At 64.5% G+C, this 15,723-nt stretch carries 18 protein-coding genes; all 18 read left to right on the top strand.

The features are described 5' to 3' along the window. Window positions 1–3: 3 nt before the first annotated feature. The 18 genes from AAG092_RS06220 to AAG092_RS06135 all read left to right on the top strand — a co-directional run bounded on the left by AAG092_RS06220 (window position 4) and on the right by AAG092_RS06135 (window position 15,632). On the top strand, window positions 4–561 hold the full coding sequence (locus AAG092_RS06220; protein WP_373388993.1) for a hypothetical protein: 558 nt from the start codon (window positions 4–6) through the stop codon (window positions 559–561). Window positions 562–564: 3 nt separating this feature from the next. Beyond that, on the top strand, window positions 565–1,083 hold the full coding sequence (locus AAG092_RS06215) for a gp436 family protein (protein WP_373388992.1): 519 nt from the start codon (window positions 565–567) through the stop codon (window positions 1,081–1,083). Continuing rightward, window positions 1,080–1,520, top strand: a complete 441-nt coding sequence (locus tag AAG092_RS06210; protein WP_373388991.1) for a hypothetical protein — start codon at window positions 1,080–1,082, stop codon at window positions 1,518–1,520. Before AAG092_RS06215 ends, AAG092_RS06210 begins: the two co-directional genes overlap by 4 nt. Then, window positions 1,517–1,690, top strand: coding sequence for a hypothetical protein (locus AAG092_RS06205; RefSeq protein ID WP_373388990.1), 174 nt, complete (start codon window positions 1,517–1,519; stop codon window positions 1,688–1,690). Before AAG092_RS06210 ends, AAG092_RS06205 begins: the two co-directional genes overlap by 4 nt. Before the next feature lie 10 nt (window positions 1,691–1,700). Then, the gene (locus tag AAG092_RS06200; RefSeq protein WP_373388989.1) at window positions 1,701–2,450 is read left to right on the top strand and encodes a hypothetical protein; all 750 of its coding nucleotides are present in this window, start codon (window positions 1,701–1,703) and stop codon (window positions 2,448–2,450) included. A gap of 2 nt (window positions 2,451–2,452) precedes the next feature. Continuing rightward, window positions 2,453–2,941: a DUF6631 family protein gene (locus tag AAG092_RS06195; RefSeq protein ID WP_373388988.1), complete on the top strand. Its 489-nt coding sequence runs from the start codon at window positions 2,453–2,455 to the stop codon at window positions 2,939–2,941. Further along, window positions 2,938–3,084: a hypothetical protein gene (locus AAG092_RS06190; protein ID WP_373388987.1), complete on the top strand. Its 147-nt coding sequence runs from the start codon at window positions 2,938–2,940 to the stop codon at window positions 3,082–3,084. The genes AAG092_RS06195 and AAG092_RS06190 overlap by 4 nt, the downstream gene beginning before the upstream one ends. A gap of 13 nt (window positions 3,085–3,097) precedes the next feature. Further along, window positions 3,098–3,277, top strand: a complete 180-nt coding sequence (locus tag AAG092_RS06185) for a hypothetical protein (RefSeq protein ID WP_373388986.1) — start codon at window positions 3,098–3,100, stop codon at window positions 3,275–3,277. A gap of 146 nt (window positions 3,278–3,423) precedes the next feature. Next, window positions 3,424–3,609: a Com family DNA-binding transcriptional regulator gene (locus AAG092_RS06180; protein ID WP_373388985.1), complete on the top strand. Its 186-nt coding sequence runs from the start codon at window positions 3,424–3,426 to the stop codon at window positions 3,607–3,609. Then, on the top strand, window positions 3,579–4,373 hold the full coding sequence (locus AAG092_RS06175) for a DNA adenine methylase (protein WP_373388984.1): 795 nt from the start codon (window positions 3,579–3,581) through the stop codon (window positions 4,371–4,373). Before AAG092_RS06180 ends, AAG092_RS06175 begins: the two co-directional genes overlap by 31 nt. Window positions 4,374–4,454: 81 nt before the next feature. After that, a complete protein-coding gene (locus AAG092_RS06170) occupies window positions 4,455–7,667 on the top strand; it encodes a phage tail length tape measure family protein (RefSeq protein ID WP_373388983.1) in 3,213 nt (1,070 codons plus the stop codon). Between the two features lies 1 nt (window position 7,668). Continuing rightward, window positions 7,669–8,511, top strand: a complete 843-nt coding sequence (locus tag AAG092_RS06165) for a hypothetical protein (protein ID WP_373388981.1) — start codon at window positions 7,669–7,671, stop codon at window positions 8,509–8,511. Next, window positions 8,511–9,383, top strand: coding sequence for a hypothetical protein (locus AAG092_RS06160; protein WP_373388980.1), 873 nt, complete (start codon window positions 8,511–8,513; stop codon window positions 9,381–9,383). Before AAG092_RS06165 ends, AAG092_RS06160 begins: the two co-directional genes overlap by 1 nt. Beyond that, complete coding sequence (locus AAG092_RS06155; RefSeq protein ID WP_373388979.1) at window positions 9,383–11,089, top strand: hypothetical protein; 1,707 nt, start codon at window positions 9,383–9,385, stop codon at window positions 11,087–11,089. The genes AAG092_RS06160 and AAG092_RS06155 overlap by 1 nt, the downstream gene beginning before the upstream one ends. Then, entirely contained in the window at window positions 11,079–11,900 is an 822-nt protein-coding gene (locus tag AAG092_RS06150; RefSeq protein ID WP_373388978.1) for a phage BR0599 family protein, read from the top strand. Before AAG092_RS06155 ends, AAG092_RS06150 begins: the two co-directional genes overlap by 11 nt. Window positions 11,901–11,909: 9 nt before the next feature. Continuing rightward, window positions 11,910–12,152: a hypothetical protein gene (locus AAG092_RS06145; RefSeq protein ID WP_373388977.1), complete on the top strand. Its 243-nt coding sequence runs from the start codon at window positions 11,910–11,912 to the stop codon at window positions 12,150–12,152. Continuing rightward, a complete protein-coding gene (locus AAG092_RS06140; protein WP_373388976.1) occupies window positions 12,149–12,394 on the top strand; it encodes a hypothetical protein in 246 nt (81 codons plus the stop codon). Before AAG092_RS06145 ends, AAG092_RS06140 begins: the two co-directional genes overlap by 4 nt. Beyond that, window positions 12,372–15,632, top strand: a complete 3,261-nt coding sequence (locus tag AAG092_RS06135) for a hypothetical protein (RefSeq protein WP_373388975.1) — start codon at window positions 12,372–12,374, stop codon at window positions 15,630–15,632. The genes AAG092_RS06140 and AAG092_RS06135 overlap by 23 nt, the downstream gene beginning before the upstream one ends. Window positions 15,633–15,723: the final 91 nt, after the last annotated feature.

Genomic DNA, 15,723 nt, shown 5'->3' with positions numbered 1-15,723 from the left:
GCCATGGCTAAGCGCGGCGCAAAACAGAAGGCAGGCACGGGAGCCGCACCGGCACCCACTGCCCCCGCCGAACAGCAGGAGACTCTGCCGGCGGGCACTACCCACGTCGACGCTCAGGCGCCGACCGACACCACTGGAGCGGCGGCTGCGGCCGGCGTCTCCACCGAGCAACCCACCGCGAGCGAGGCGCCCTCGGGCGCCGCCCCGGCCGTTGATGGTGCCGGGGGTACTGCCGGGCAGGATGCCCTCCTAAATACAGCTGAGCCTGCGGCCGGTGCCGAGGCTCCGGCGCCGACTGAGCCTTTGCCGTACCCGGACGGCGTGTCGCCCGGTGCAGACCCGCTGGCGGCTGCCCAGGCTGAGCTCGAAGACGACGGCGAGGTCGAAGGCCTGTGGGTCGTGGCCATCCCCGAGCAGGGTTTTCGTCGGCTCGGCTATCGCTTCACCCGCGAGGGCTTCGGCATTGCCTTGTCGGCGCTGACGCCGGAGCAGGTCGAGATACTGGAGAGCGAGCCGAACCTCAAGGTCGAGCGCGGCGTGTTCTCGGGCATGGTGGAGTAACCCATGCAGTACATCACCGCCGCTGCACTGGCCGAACGTCCTGGGGCGCGCGAGCTATCCCAGGTGGCCACTGCGAGCCACTTGCGCCCGGTTGCCTGGGAGCTGATGGAGGCCACCCTGCGCGGTGGCGACCGCAGCACCTGGACAGCCGAGCAGCAGGCGGAGGCGGATGATGCACTGCGCCGAATCGAAGATGCCGTTGCCCAGGCTGAAAGCCTGGTCGACGGTTACCTGGGCAAGCGTGGCCACAGCCTGCCGCTGAGCCCGGTACCCGAACTGGTGACCGGCTGGGTGCGCGATATCGCCCGGTACTTGCTTCATAAGGACCGGGGCGGCAAGGAAGACAGCGATCCGATCGTGCGTGCGTACCGCGATGCGCTGAAGTTTCTGCAGCAGATCGCCGCGGGCCAGTTCTCCCTGGGCGCCAACGACCCGGTAACGGCCAGTCCGAGCGCCATCGACGTGCGCTTCGAGGCCGACGACAACGTGTTCAGCCGCGAGCAACTGAGGGGCTTTCGATGAGTTCGGCGCCGTTCCCGGTCAGCACTGTGATCGCTCGCCTGCAGGAGCTGGTGGCAGACCTCCAGGTGGTCCAGGGCGCTGCGGAGTACTCCCGGATCAAGAGCTTCACCGAGTTTCGGCCATCCAGTGCCTATGTACTGCTGGCCAACGAGCGGGGCGACAGCGAAGGCGCCCGAACTGGCCGGCAACGCGCCGTGGCGACCTTCGGTGTGGTGATCGCCGTACAGAATTACCGCGACCTCACCGGGGCTGAATCGATGGAGGAGATCAGCCCGCTGATCGGTCAGGCTCGCGCCGCAATCATGGGATGGACCCCGCCGGTGAACGGCGGCCGCCCCTGCTGGTGGCTCCAGGGCGATGTGCTGGATTTCAACGACAGCATGCTGCTCTGGGCCGACGTTTTCCAAACCCAACACTTCATAGGTGTGACCCCATGAGTAAGACCGAGGCCCAGGCCGAACAGCAGAAGTTGGAGAAAGTAACCCTCCTGAAGGACCACACCCATGGCGGGAAGCCCTTCAAGAAGGACGACAAGATCGAGGTCAACGAGGCCGACAAGGCCTGGCTGATCGCCAACGAAATCATCTCGGCCCCGGCCGCAAAGTGAGGAATGACCGATGAGCCTCTTTTCCTTCCAGGGCAAAGTTTTCGCGGGCGAGCGTCTTTCCAACGGCAAGCTGTCCAAGCCGGTCTGGGCTGGCAACGTGCCGGCCATGAACCTGCAACTGGCCACCGAAAGCACCAACAAGACCGAGTCCTTCAGTGGCAACCGCCTGCAGTACGGCCGCCTGCAGCGTGGCAAGACCGCCACCCTGAACATGACCTTCGACGAGTGGTTGCCGCAGAACATCGCCCTGGCGATCTGGGCCTCGGAGCTGCCTGTGGTCGGCGGCAGCGTGACCGGTGAAACTTTCCCGACGGGGCTGGCCGTTGGTGACCAAGTGAAGCTGGACCACCCGTTCGTCTCGGCCCTGGCCATCACCGACAGTGCCGGCACCCCAGCCACCCTGCCTCCGGCCAACTACAGCCTGGAGTCGGCGAACGCCGGCCTGATCAAGCTGCTCAACCTCGGCGCCCTGGTACAGCCGTTCAAGGCCGCGTACACCTACGCTGCTCGGACGAGCTTCACCATGTTCACTGCTGCGCCGCCGGAGCGTTACATCCTGCTCGACGGTATCAACACCGAGACCAACGAGCCGGTGATCGTCACCCTGTACCGCTGCAAGTTCGACCCGGTGAGCGACCTCGGCCTGATCCACGACGAGTATGGCAGCTTCCAGCTGTCCGGCAGCGTGCTGTACGACGTGGTGAACGCGGCCGACGCCAACCTGGGCGGCTTCGGCCGGATCGACCAGAAGGTCGCCTAACCATGGCCGAAAAGGTTGTGAAACCCTCGGCAGCAGCACCTGGTGCGGATGATCTGCAGGTGCTTCACCCCGAGCGCTCGGCGACCATCGCCGGGCGCGAGCTGGTGGTGCGCGAGTACGGCTTCATCGAAGGCCTGGGACTGCGCCCGAAGGTGCAGCCGCTGCTCGATGACCTGTACGCGCAGATATCCGGCGGTGGTGTGCCGGCGCTCGAGCAGATCCTGGTCATGCTGGGGCAGCATCACCAGCTCATCCAGGAGCTGGTGGCGACCGCCGCCGATGTCGAGCCGGAGTGGGTCGCTGGCCTCAACCAGTACGACGGCCACCTCTTGCTGATGATGTGGTGGGGCGCAAACGGCCCTTTCTATGTGCGCAGCGTGCTCAACCGGGTGGTGGCCGAAAAGGCCGAAGCAGCGGTGCGCGCTGGTCGGACGTCTACGCCACCCTTGTCACCGCCGGATACGGAAAGCCCGTCGACATCGGCCGAATGACCCAGCGGCAGATCCTGCTGTACTACGAGGCCGAACTGCGCCGCCAGCGGCGCGAGCGGGCCGAGCGGATGACTGATATCAACCTGGCGTTCGCCGGTGGCAAGGATGCCGAGCAGCACCTGAAGGCCCTGCTAAAGCCATGAAGAGGAAAGCACCATGAACCATGCCATTGCGCAACTCGGGATCGCCGCCGATATCGCAGAGCACAACCTGCCCTACAGCGAGCAGGCCGGCCATGCCGAGCAGGCCGCGCTGCAACGCGAGGTGGCCGGCGACTGCCGCGAGGCCATCGAACAGCTGCAGAGTGAAGATCAGGGCTCCGAACAGGGACACTGATCGAGGAAAGAAAGAGGGCTCCCGGCCCTGGTGTTGGAGCACCAGGACCGGGCGCCGAACCGGCAACACCAGTGCCAGCCAGCCTAGGCCCTCCGCTCACGCGTGAGCGCGGCGAGCCTAGCAAATTGGTAAGGGTGTTGCCGAGGATGAAAGATATTCGTTGCGGCGGCTGTGACCGCTTGTTGGCCCGAGTCGGCCGGTTCGATGCTCTACAGATCAAGTGCCCGCGCTGCCGGACCTTGAATCACCTGAAGGCCGAGAGCCTCCCCGACGCGCCATCGAGCGCACGCACGGAGGCACCATGCAGGCCCAACCCATCATCCCCTGGATAGGGGGCAAGCGACGGCTCGCCGATCGCATCTTCCCGCTGTTTCCCCGTCACTCCTGCTACGTCGAGCCGTTCGCCGGCGGCGCTGCGCTGTACTTCCTCCGGCCGGTACCGGCCGAGGTGGAGGTGCTGAACGACGTGAACGGCGACCTGGTCAACCTGTACCGGGTCGTCCAGCACCACCTAGAGGAGTTCGTCCGCCAGTTCAAGTGGGCGCTGAGCAGCCGCCAGGTCTTCAAGTGGCTACAGGAGACCCGGCCGGAGACGTTGACCGATATCCAGCGTGCGGCCAGGTTCTACTACCTGCAGCAGTCGGCCTTCGGCGGGCGAGTAGATGGGCAGAGCTACGGCACCGCCACCACCCAGCCGCCTGGGCTGAACCTGCTGCGCATCGAGGAGAGCCTGTCGGCGGCGCACCTACGGCTGAGTAACACCTACATCGAGCACCTGCCCTGGCAGGACTGCTTCCGCCGCTACGACCGGCCGCACACACTGTTCTACTGCGACCCGCCATACTGGCAAACCGAGGGCTACGGCGTGCCGTTCGGCTTCGAGCAGTACGAGGAGATGGCCGAGGTGTTGGGGCAGATCAAGGGCAAGGCCATCGTCAGCCTGAACGACCACCCCGATATCCGCCGGGTGTTCGGTCGGTACCAAATCGAGAGCACCGACATCACCTACACCGTAGGTGGCGGCAAGGGCTCCGAGGCGCGTGAGGTGTTGATCTTCAGCTGGGATATCCAGGCTGAGCCGGCGGGCCTGTTCTAGCGATTTTTCGCCAGCCAAAAAGAACTACCTCCGCGCGCGCGCGAGGATCAGGGCTCCCTCAAGCAATGATCCCTGCCCGCCATGGCCAATCGCTCCGATCTCGAACTTGCACTGCGCCTGAAGGCTGACCTGGATCAGGGCCAGCAGGCCCTGCAGGCGCTCGAACAGACCGTGCGCGATGTTGGCGAAGCCTCCCAGCAGGCCAGCAGCCAGCTGCAGAACACCACTCAAGCCGCCGACCAGCTGGCCAGCGAGAGCCAGGCCGCGGCCGCTGCAGCTAAACAGCTCGGCGCTGCCGCCGCGGGCGCCGCGGGCGGCCTGGACAAGGGCGCCGGCGCGGCCGAAAAGCAGGCCCGCGAACTGGCTGAGCTGCTGGGCCAGATCGATCCGGTGATCCGCGAGCTGGACCGTCTGGACGATATGGAGCAGCGCCTGCGCTCCGTCCGCGGCCAGGGGCTGATCGACGCCGAGGGCTTCGACCTCTACAACGCCAAGCTCAAGGAGAGCCGCGACCGTCTGACGGGCAGCACCGAAACCATGCGCGTCGCCGGCCTCACCGCTGGGCAGTACAAGCAGGCCATGGCCCAGCTGCCTATGCAGATCACCGACGTCACCACCAGCATCGCCAGCGGCATGCCGGTGTGGATGGTGGCCATCCAGCAAGGTGGCCAGATCCGCGACAGCTTCGGCGGCATCGGCAATGCCGGCCGGGCGCTGGTCAGCGTCATGAACCCGCTGGCACTGGCCATCGGTGCAGCCGTGGCGGCGGGGGCCGGCTTGCTGCTGGCATACCAGCAGGGGGCTCGAGAGGGCTACGAGTTCAACAAGGCCATCATCATGACCGGCAACTCTGCCGGTACCAGCGCCGACCAGCTGACCAACATGGCCTCCCGGATCGACGGCATCTCCGGCACCCAGCGCCAGGCCGCCGCCGCGCTGGCCGAGGTGACCAAGGCCGGCAAGTTCACCGCCGAGCAGATCGAGCAGATCGCTACCACCGCTGTGGTGATGGAGAACGCGATCGGCCGGGCTGTGAGCGAGACGGTCGACGAGTTCAAGCGCCTGGCCGACGAGCCTGCCCAGGCCGCCGCCGAGCTGAACGAGCAGTACAACTTCCTCACTGCGGCGGTGTATGAGCAGATCGCCGCCCTGGAGGCTCAGGGCGACCAGGCCGCCGCCGCGCAGATGGCGATGGATGCGCTGGCCGGCACCATGCAACAGCGTGCCCAGGAGATCGCCGGCAACCTGGGGCTGATCGAGAGCGCCTGGCAGGGCATCAAGAACGTCGCGGCCGAGGCCTGGGACGCGATGCTCGATGTGGGCCGCGAAGAGACCCTGGAAGACAAGCTCGCCGAAGTACTGCGCCGGCGCAACGAGGCGCGCTTCGGCGTACGCGGCGATCGTCTCGGCAACAGCATCGACCCCGAGGTCGCTGCTGGACTGGATGCCGAGGAGAACAAGCTGCGCCTGCAGATCCAGCAGCGCGATCAGGAGGCCGCCTGGGCGGCCGAGGTGGCCAAGATCAATGAGGAGTCGATCGCCGCGCAGCAAGAGCTGGCGAAGATCCGCGAGCAGTCGCTGACAAAGGCCGAGCAGAAGGAAAAGGCGATCGCCGAGTACCGGTCCAATGTGGAGAAGATCCGCGCGGCCAACCCGGACTCCGCGCTGATCAGCGAAGACCAGGTCGCCAGGGACATCGCCGCCATCGAGGCGCGTTATGCCGAGCGCGAGAAGAAGGTGCGCACTCCGAAGGCGAAGACTGACCAGGAGCTGAAGCGCCAGGAGCAGTACGTTTCTCAACTGGAGCGCCAGGCGGCCACCCTGGGCAAGAGTGCCGAGGAGGTGCGCCAGTACGAGCTGGCCGAGAAGGGCCTGACGGGCGCCCTGCATGAGCGCGCCGCAGCCGCCCTGGCGCTGATCGACCAGGAGGAGCGCAAGCGCCAGGCGGACGCCGATGGCAAGCAGCTCGCGACCATCCAGGCCCAGCTGCTGTCAGGCCAGGGCCAGCAGGCTGCTGCTGCAGCCCTGCAGATCGAGCAGCAGTACGGTGAGCTGATCCAGCGCCTGCAGGAGCGTGGCGACCAAGCCGGGCTTGACCTGGTGAACAGCCTGATCAATGTCGAGCAGGCATCGGCCCAGCTCGGCGAGCTGCAGGCCCAGGTCGACCGCATCTTCGCCGAGCAGGGCCGCCAGGAGAGCAGCATTCAGGCGCAGCAGCAGGCAGGCCTTCTCAGCGAGATCGGCGCCCGCCAGCAGATCGTCGACCTGCATGCCGCCACCGCTGCCGAGGTTGAAAAGCTGTTGCCGCAGATGCAGCAGCTAGCCGCCGCCACCGGAGACCCGGCGGCGATCCAGCGCGTTCGCGACCTGCAGGCGCAGCTTGAGCAGACCCGCTACACCGCCGACGAGCTGGGCAATGCACTGAAGAATGGATTCGAGACTGGCCTGACTGGTGCGCTCGAAGGTCTGGCAACCGGCACAATGGATCTGCAAGAGGCTGCTACCAGTTTCGTCAACAGCATCGCCAGCTCGATGGCGCAGTTGGCCGCTCAACGCCTGGCAGCTCAGGCAACTGATGGCCTGGCTGGCTTGCTCGGCGGCGGTGGTAATGGCGATGGGGCTCAGGCCACAGCCATTGCTGCCGCCAGTGCAGGCGGCGCCCAGGCGATGGGAACTGCGATCAGCGCCGCAAGCCTGCAAGGGGCCCAGGCCATGGCAGCCGCCATCACGGCTGCCAGCACAGGTCAGGCAACCTCCAGCGCAATCTCCAGTGCAGCCGGTAGTGCGGCCTCCTCGGGCGGCTCCAGCGGCGGTTCTGGGTGGCTTGGGCTGATTGCCAGCGCGGCCAGTATGTTTTTTGCGGACGGCGGTCAGGTGCGTGGTCCAGGTACTGGCACCTCTGACAGCATCCCGATCTGGGTGAGCGACACGGAGTTCATCACCCGCGCGGCCGTGGTCGCCCAAGACGGTGCGCTTCCGTTCCTGCAGGACTTCAACGCCCGCGGCATGTCGGCCCTGGATGACTGGGCCATGTCGCGCTGGGCGCGTCACGCGACCGGGGGCCTGGCTGGTGTTCCGGCGCCGTCGATGTCTGCGCTAGGTCTGTCGGGGGGTCGCCTGGCCGAGCCGGCTGCCGGTATGTCCGCCACTCTGCAGAACAGCCAGAACTTCTACCTGGTCGACGACCCCAGCCGGATCGCCGACGTGGCTTTCAACTCTCGCCAGGGGCAGGAGGCTCTGTTCGTGGCCATCTCCCGCGACCCCGGCAAATTCCGCTCACTCCTGGAACTCTGATATGCCACACGCCATTGGCTTCGTTGATAATTCGGGCGGTGTGCTCGCCCACTACAAGATGCTGGAGACCATCCGCGACTTCGCCTCGGCGAATGGCTGGACGGTGCTGCGCTATGACACGGCCGCGGCCGATCGCCATTTGATCCTGAGCGGTGTGGGTTACTCCGGCGAGGAAGAGATCTTCGTCGGCTTCCGGACATACCAGGATGTGGGTGCCGACTACTACAACCTGGTGGCGGCGACATTCACTGGGTACGTCGCGAGCAATACCTTCGACACTCAACCAGGTGCAGCGTTATCCGGTGTGCCGGCCCATAACAATCGGATCGACTACTGGCTGACCCTGAATCCCCAGCGGATTGCGCTGGCAATGAAGGTGGGGACTCCTGTCTACGAGAGCGCCTACGTCGGCAAGATGCTGCCCTATGCTCGGCCGAGCCAGTACCCATACCCAGTGATGTGCGCCGGGATGCTGGTTGGAACCCCAGCAACTCGCTTCAGCGAGACCAACCACTCAATGCCGTACAAGGGCCAGCGCGCCAACATGCTGCTGCGCACCAACGATGGGTGGATTCAGCCCAGGTGCTACCCATGGAGCAACACCTATCTGGCTGGCAACGCGCAGAACCTCCGCGACACCGGCAGCCACTACCACCTGCTGCCGATCGAGCTGCACGACGCGAACAGCAACTGCTGGGGCGCGCTCGATGGCATCGCCTACATCACCGGTTTCAACAACGCCGTGGAGAACACGCTGGTGGCAGATGGGAACACCTGGGTGGTGATGCAAGACGTTTCGCGCACCGGGCACACGGACTACTACGCGATGAGGATGGACAGCTGATGGGCTACTACACCAACGCCGTTGCCGACCTGGATGCCTTTCGCAGCGCCATCATCGATGCGTGTGTCGCGGAGGGATGGACCTTGTCAGGCGCCATTCTCTCGAAGGCTGGCATGTTCCTGACTCTCCAGGTCGTTAGCGGCCAGCTCAAGCTACGCGGCGGTACAGGCGCAGCTGCTGGGGCTCTCACCGATCCCAGCACAGAGGTGACCATTGCCGCCGGCGGCGGCGGCTCGTCCATCGTGCCCCTCACTTTTCCTGCCACCTACCACCTTTTCGTATTCGACCAGGAGGTGTACTGCGTCCTGAACTACTCGGTTAACCGCTACCAGTGGTGTGCCTGGGGCAAGTCAACAGTCGGTGGCTTGGTAAGCAGCGGCATGTGGCTAGGGGCCACATGGGGGGGTGTAGCCTCTGGCAGCGGTTTCAGCATCGGATTGAATACCAACAGCACCGCGAACCCATCGGGCGCTCTGATGTGGGCCGCCCACCCCAACAACACGACGCGCACCTCCCTGATTGCAGCTGGCCTCGATGGCAAAACCTGGTTCACCGATGACTGGCTCGGGGGTACTTACGTCGCCAACGAAATACTCGCCACCCAGCCCAACTCCTTTAACAGTGAGTCTGTACTGGTGCCCATTCGTGCCTATGCACCCCGACCATCGTTGAAGTGGTCGCTGGTTACCGATCTGGTGTATGCCCGATATTTGCGTATCGACAACTATGAACCAGGCCAGCTCATCGAGCTGGGTACTGATCGCTGGATGGTGTTTCCCTGGCATCAGAAGAACCCGGCGGCACGGAACGGCGGCGGCGCTATCAACCACACCGGCACCTTCGGCTGGGCCATTCGGTACGAGGGGCCGTAATGGCAGTGCTCACTGGTACGCTGCGCCGGACCTCTTCTGGCGGGGCAACTGGCGGGGGGATCACTGTCGAGCTGGAGCAGTTCGCCGTGCTGCCGACTCCGCAGCCTGGGTACCCCGCTGTCAGGTCCGCCGGCGGCAATATCCTGATCACCGCCTGGCCAGTCGAGGCGAACCCCCGAGCACTGACCGGCTCGCGGCGGAGGATATTCGTTGACGACTGGTACTACCGCATCCACATCAATCCGCATCGCATCGATCTCGGCAACGTAGTTTCCACCCAGACCTCCTTGGTGCGTGTCTGGAACGCATACCTGACACCGGTCACGCTGCAGGAGATCGAGAGCGGGGAGGAAGGCGTCCTGGTTGTCGGTCAGCCGGAGCCGCCGTTCTCGATCGCTGCGCTGAAGGAGCTGTCCTGGAGCGTCAGCGTTACCCCTGATGGCCAGCCGGTACTGGATACCCATATCGAATGGCGTTTCGCCGGCGGCCACACCGCCAGGCTCCGAATCACGGCCAACCGAATCGTCGCCTGGAGCCTGGTACCAGACTGGGCTGACGGCATCCTCGAGGAGCTGGAGTGGAAGACCGACGTGCTGGCCAGCGAAACCATGGTCGAGCAGCGCCGGGCTCTGCGTCTGAGCCCTCGCCGCGTTCTGGAGGCTCTGGTATTCGCCGAGGGCCACGAGCGGCAACTGCTCGATCTGATGCTGTACTCCTGGGGGAGCAGGGTTTGGGCGCTGCCGATCTGGCCAGACATCCAGCTACTCGCCGAGGGCGTGCCGCTAGGCAGCTACCGCATCAACTGCCAGACCGTAGGGCTGGACTTCGAGATCGGCGGCATTGCGCTACTGAGAGGCGATGACGCATTCACCTATGAGGTGGTGGAAGTCAGCGACATCGACGCCACTGGACTGGATCTTACCCGGCCAACCCAGCAGCAATGGCCGGCTCGATCCAGGCTCTATCCGGCGCGGCCGGCACAGCTCTTGGAAGAACCGCAGCTGACTCGAATGACCGACCAGTTGCAGTCACTGACGGTGCGTTTCCTGATCCTGGACGCCTGTGACTGGCCTGATCAGATGCCGGCGACGAGCTATCGGGGCCGCGCGGTTCTCGATACCGCGCCGGACGAGTCCGAGGATCTGACCTCTACGTTCGCCCGGCTGCAGGCGACGCTCGATAGCGGCCTGGGACTCCCGCTGCTCACCGACCTGGCCCAGCGGGCGATGCCGGTGTGCTCCTGGCGCTGGATTGATATGGGGCGTGCCAAGCGGTCTGAGCTGCGATCGCTGCTGTATGCACTGCGCGGGCAGCAGGTGCCCCTGTGGATACCGACCTTCGCCGATGACCTGACAGTGGTCGCCGATATTCCGGCGGCGGTTTCCCATATAGATGTGCGTAGCATCGGCTACACCCGCTTCGCCTCAGCTCGTCCGGGCCGCCGGGACATTCGCATTCAGCTGACCTCGGGTGCCGTCTTCTATCGGCGCATCTCCAGCAGCACCGAGCTGGAAGGGCATATCGAGCGCCTGGCCATCGATTCGGCCCTAGGGCTGGACGTTCCTCTCGGCGCCGTTGCGAGGATCTCCTGGATGGTGCTTAGCCGGCTGGCCTCGGATCGAGCAGTGATTGAGCACGAAACTGATAGCGAAGGCGTGGCCACATGCGCGCTTACATTCCGCGGGGTTAGAGACGATGAGTTTTAACAGTCGCGAGTTCAGCCTGGCCAGCGGCCGGCCGGTTCGGCTGTATCAGTTCAGCCGCGGCGTGCTGCATTGGAGCTACAACAGCAGCGATCGGGACGTCGCCCATCAGAACCAGATATTCCGGGCTCTGCGTGGCGGTATCAGCGACGACGGCATCCGACAGGGCGGCGGCGACAACGTGCGCAACCTGCGCATCCTAGCGCCGGCCGACTTGGAGGTCGCTCAGTTCTACCGGGGCATTCCGCCGAGCGATGCGATCGACCTGGTCATCTACGACCGCCACGTCGGTGAGGAAGAGTTCCGGGTTTCCTGGGTCGGCGAGATCCAGAGCGTTGCCTGGCCGGCGGTCGACCGCTGCCAGATCGTCTGTAACCCTGAGACGGTGAGTATGGGCCAACAGGGCCTGCGCCTTTGCTGGGAACGGCCTTGCCCACATGCCTTGTACGAGCACAATTGCCGGGCCAACCGGGACGATTTCAGGGTCGACGGGACCATCACCAGCATGGATGGCGCGATGATCCACTCGGCAGCGTTCGCGACCAAGCCTGCAGGCTGGTTCAGTGCTGGCTACCTGGAGTGGAGCCTGGGCGCCAATGTCTGGGAGCGGCGGGCGATCGAGGGCAACCTTGGTACCGGACTGCTGGTGTTCGGCGGCACATCCGGGCTGGAGCTGGACATGCAGGTACGCGCCTATGCCGGGTGCGACCAGCTCCTGCAGACCTGCTCGGACAAGTTCCACAACCATCTCAACTACGGCGGGATCTTCCACCTGCCGCGTCGCTCGCCGTTTGACGGCAACCCAATCTTCTAGAGGTGCTGCATGGACCCGTACACATGGGCATACATCGCCATCATGGCCATCAGTGCCTACGTCTCTTACAAGAATCGGCCGAAGTCTGCAGCCCCCAAGCCCACGGCGTTTGAGGACTTCGAGTTTCCGCAGTTCGAGGAGGGCCTGGCTCAATGCGTGTTCTTCGGCGATTGCTGGACCGAGGACTGGATGGTGGGCGGGCTGGGCAACTTCCGCACCCGCGCCATCAAGACCAAGGGGGGCAAGAAGTGACCGAGGACTTCTTCGTCACGCTGCAGCACCTGCATAGCGTTCCTGGGCTGAGTTCCCGGCCGGGCTTCTGCCACAAGGGCGCCCGCCAGCTTGCCGATCGCTACCAGCTCGATTGGGCCCAGATCGTTGCCCGAGGTGGCATCGAGGCCAGCCGTCTGTTGGCCACCGGCGACTCCATGGCCAAGCACCTGGTGGACTTTGCACGTGAGGAGGTAGTCCGTGGGCAGCAGCAAGAGCGTTAAAGTTGGGTATCGCTACTACTTCGGCATACACATGCTGCTCGGCCGCGGAGAGGTCGACGAGCTGCTGGAGATAAAGGTCGGCGGCAAACGAGCCTGGCGAGGTAGCGCCACTGGCAACACTTCCTTCCAGATAAACGCTGGCGAGCTGTTTGGTGGCGACGACGGTGAAGGTGGCATCCAGGGGCGCCTCGACGTGATGATGGGGGCACCGACTCAGCCAGTGAACGCCAACCTGGCGGCCATGCTTGGCGGCATCGTCCCGGCGTTCCGCGGCATGTTCACCCTGTTCTACGACGGCCTGGTCACGTCGATGAATCCCTACCCGAAGCCCTGGACATTCCGCGTCCGCCGAGCCTTGAAAGGCTGGGATGGTGACGTTTGGTATTCGGACAAGGCAGTCATCACGATGATCGATCCGGAGACCGGCGACACTATCAAGGCCATGAACCCGGCCCACATCCTATACGAGCTGGAGACCAATCGGGATTGGGGGCGGGGCAAGAGCCGGACCCGCATCGACGATGCTGCCTGGCGTGCAGCAGCTGACCAGCTCTATGCCGAGGGCTTCGGTCTGTGCATCCGCTGGGTGCGGTCCGACTCGATTGACAGTTTCGCCGGCGGCATACTGGATCACATCGCCGGCAATCTCTACACCAGTAGAACCACCGGCCTGCGCAAGCTGACGCTGGTACGAGACAACTACGACGTCGACGATCTGCCGCACTTCACCCCGGAGGACGGCTTGCTCGACATCGAGGACGATGACAACTCGGCAAACGCTGATGCAGCCAACGAGGTTGTCGTGACCTGGCGCAATCCGATCGATAACTCCAAGCGCCCAGCACGTGAGCGCAATCTGGCCGCGATCCGCGCCGCCGGCGGCCGAGTTATCAGTGTGACAACCGAGTACCTGGGCATTCCGACCTATGCGCTGGCAGCGCGGGTCGCGAAGCGAGACCTGCGGGCAAAGGTGGCAGCCAAGCGCTGGAAGCTGGTCCTGGATCGCCGAGCCAGGGATATCGAACCTGGCGCTGCTTTCCGTTTCTCTTCTCCAGCCCGCGGGCTCTACAACATCGTTGTCCGCGCCGGCCGCGTCGACGAGGGCACGCTCGACCAGGGCAAGATGACCATCACCGCGGTGCTCGATGTCTTCGGCATGCCTTCGACCACGTTCTCGGCGCCGCCGCCATCCGGCTGGACGCCACCCAACACCACTCCCCAGGCCGTTACCGTTCGACGCTTGGTCGAGGCAACATGGCGCGACCTGGCGGCCTCGATCGACGCGGCCAACATGCAGCTGCTCGATGCCACTTCGACCTATCTGGCTGCCCTGGCGGTTCGGCCGACCAGCCTGTCTCAGGGGTTCCACCTACACACTCGCGTCGGCTCTGCGGCGTTCGGCAAGCGTGATGGGGGCGACTTCTGCCCAACCGCGTTGCTGGCCACCGCGATTCCGATTGGGCATGCCCCTGTAGTTGTCGGGGTGACGGCCCCCATTGACCTGGACCAGGTCGTGGTTGGTACCGCAGTGCTGATTGATGACGAGATCCTCCGCGTGGATGCCATCGACCAGACGGCCCTAATCGTCACGCTGGCCAGGGGCTGTGCTGACACTATCCCAGCGCAGCACGCGACTGGGGTTCGGATGTGGTTCTACGAGGGCTTTGCCGGGAACGACCCTACGGAGTACTCCTCCGGCGTGACCGTCGATGCGAAGCTGCTGACCAGCACCTCCTCGGGCATCCTGAGTGAAGACTCCGCGCCAACTGACAGCCTGTTGCTGCAGGGGCGTGCCGGAAGGCCTTATGCACCAGGTGCTTTCCGTATTCAGGGGGAGATCCTTCCAACAGCTCTCGCTGGCGTGCTGGAGCTGACCTACGCCCACCGCGATCGCACTCTGCAGGCCGACCAACTGGTGGATACTGCCCAGGGCAGCATCGGCCCGGAGCCGGGTGTCAACTACAAGGGCAGGCTCACGCGTGTAGACACCGGTGAAGCGCTGGACGCCCAGAGCAGCTCCAGCGCCTCGATGTCACTGTTCGGGGCATACGATGGGCTCGTCGAAGTTGAGCTGTGGGCCGAGCGCGGCGGCCTGGCCAGCTGGCAGGTCTACAAGCGGCGCTTCAACTACACCTTCACCTTCACCGGCTGGGCGACGCCAGCCGCGGTCATCACGGCGATGAGCGAGGCGTATGCTGACTTCAATACGCTCCCGGCTACCGCGGTGCGCACCAACTACGGACTAAGCCTTTCCCAGTCATACATGGGCGGGGTACTGGGCCCAGATGGGCGCATCTACGCAGTCCCGTCGAACGCCGCCTCGATCCTGATCATCAACCCTGCATCAGGTACCGCCAGCCTGAGCGCTATGGGGGCGAGCCTTTCGGGTTCCTCCAAGTTCAACGGCGGCCTGCTCGGCCCCAACGGGAAGATCTACTGCATCCCCTCGGCCGCCACCGACATCCTGATAATTGACCCTCTGACGAGCAGCGCCACACGCAGTACCATGGGGCTGTCGCTTACTTCCACCTCCAACAAGTGGTTCGGAGGTTCCGTAGGGCTCGATGGGAAGCTCTACTGCGTGCCATTTGAGAGCGCGCAGATCCTGATCATCGACCCAAGTGCTGGCACCGCCAGTCTGAATGCCATGGGGGCCACGCTCACCGGATCCGCGAAGTGGATCGGAGCGGTGCTGGCCAACAACGGCAAGATCTACTGCATTCCCCACGACGCGACGGACATCCTGATCATCGACACCACGACTGGAACCGCCACCCGCAGCACGATGGGGGCGAGCCTGAGCGGTTCGTCGAAGTGGTGTGGAGGGGTGCTTGGCTCGGATGGGAAGATCTACGGTATCCCGTACAACGCGACGGACATCCTGATCATCGACCCTATCGCAGGCACAGCGACCAGGAGCGCTATGGGTGCCACCCTGTCTGGCAGCAACAAGTGGGAGTGCGGTGCGTTCGCTCCGAACGGCAAGATCTACGGCTTGCCCAGGAATGCTGCGGACATCTTGGTCATCGACCCGGTCGCCGGCACTGCCACCAGGTCGACCTTGGGGGCCAGTCTCAGCGGGAGTGACAAGTGGTATGGAGGGGTGCTGGGGCGGGACGGGAAGATCTACACGGTTCCAGGGTCAACTGGCTCAGGAGACGTCCTGGTGATATCGGTGCCAGATGCCGAGGCGCTACCGGCCGATATCTGCTGGAGCCCTAAGCTCAACAAGTTTTAGAATTCCTTTACCACAGCTGCAACGCCTGAGCGTGATGGTTTATCGCGCACAGGCGCTGCGTTTTTCGCGCGCCGCTACATCAACGCAGCAT

The sequence above is a fragment of the Pseudomonas alcaligenes genome, assembly GCF_041729615.1.
In the GTDB taxonomy this organism is placed as follows: domain Bacteria; phylum Pseudomonadota; class Gammaproteobacteria; order Pseudomonadales; family Pseudomonadaceae; genus Aquipseudomonas; species Aquipseudomonas alcaligenes_B.
The sequence above is the reverse complement of the archived record's forward strand: the minus strand, read 5'-3'. Positions and strand labels throughout refer to the sequence as shown.

What these genes read in the sequence shown, in the direction of transcription:
- AAG092_RS06170 (WP_373388983.1), top strand. Translation starts at nt 4,455, where the DNA reads ATGGCCAATCGCTCCGATCTCGAACTTGCACTGCGCCTGAAGGCTGAC.
- AAG092_RS06195 (WP_373388988.1), top strand. Translation starts at nt 2,453, where the DNA reads ATGGCCGAAAAGGTTGTGAAACCCTCGGCAGCAGCACCTGGTGCGGAT.
- AAG092_RS06155 (WP_373388979.1), top strand. Translation starts at nt 9,383, where the DNA reads ATGGCAGTGCTCACTGGTACGCTGCGCCGGACCTCTTCTGGCGGGGCA.
- AAG092_RS06175 (WP_373388984.1), top strand. Translation starts at nt 3,579, where the DNA reads ATGCAGGCCCAACCCATCATCCCCTGGATAGGGGGCAAGCGACGGCTC.
- AAG092_RS06190 (WP_373388987.1), top strand. Translation starts at nt 2,938, where the DNA reads ATGACCCAGCGGCAGATCCTGCTGTACTACGAGGCCGAACTGCGCCGC.
- AAG092_RS06210 (WP_373388991.1), top strand. Translation starts at nt 1,080, where the DNA reads ATGAGTTCGGCGCCGTTCCCGGTCAGCACTGTGATCGCTCGCCTGCAG.
- AAG092_RS06145 (WP_373388977.1), top strand. Translation starts at nt 11,910, where the DNA reads ATGGACCCGTACACATGGGCATACATCGCCATCATGGCCATCAGTGCC.
- AAG092_RS06185 (WP_373388986.1), top strand. Translation starts at nt 3,098, where the DNA reads ATGAACCATGCCATTGCGCAACTCGGGATCGCCGCCGATATCGCAGAG.
- AAG092_RS06165 (WP_373388981.1), top strand. Translation starts at nt 7,669, where the DNA reads ATGCCACACGCCATTGGCTTCGTTGATAATTCGGGCGGTGTGCTCGCC.
- AAG092_RS06180 (WP_373388985.1), top strand. Translation starts at nt 3,424, where the DNA reads ATGAAAGATATTCGTTGCGGCGGCTGTGACCGCTTGTTGGCCCGAGTC.
- AAG092_RS06205 (WP_373388990.1), top strand. Translation starts at nt 1,517, where the DNA reads ATGAGTAAGACCGAGGCCCAGGCCGAACAGCAGAAGTTGGAGAAAGTA.
- AAG092_RS06200 (WP_373388989.1), top strand. Translation starts at nt 1,701, where the DNA reads ATGAGCCTCTTTTCCTTCCAGGGCAAAGTTTTCGCGGGCGAGCGTCTT.
- AAG092_RS06220 (WP_373388993.1), top strand. Translation starts at nt 4, where the DNA reads ATGGCTAAGCGCGGCGCAAAACAGAAGGCAGGCACGGGAGCCGCACCG.
- AAG092_RS06150 (WP_373388978.1), top strand. Translation starts at nt 11,079, where the DNA reads ATGAGTTTTAACAGTCGCGAGTTCAGCCTGGCCAGCGGCCGGCCGGTT.
- AAG092_RS06215 (WP_373388992.1), top strand. Translation starts at nt 565, where the DNA reads ATGCAGTACATCACCGCCGCTGCACTGGCCGAACGTCCTGGGGCGCGC.
- AAG092_RS06160 (WP_373388980.1), top strand. Translation starts at nt 8,511, where the DNA reads ATGGGCTACTACACCAACGCCGTTGCCGACCTGGATGCCTTTCGCAGC.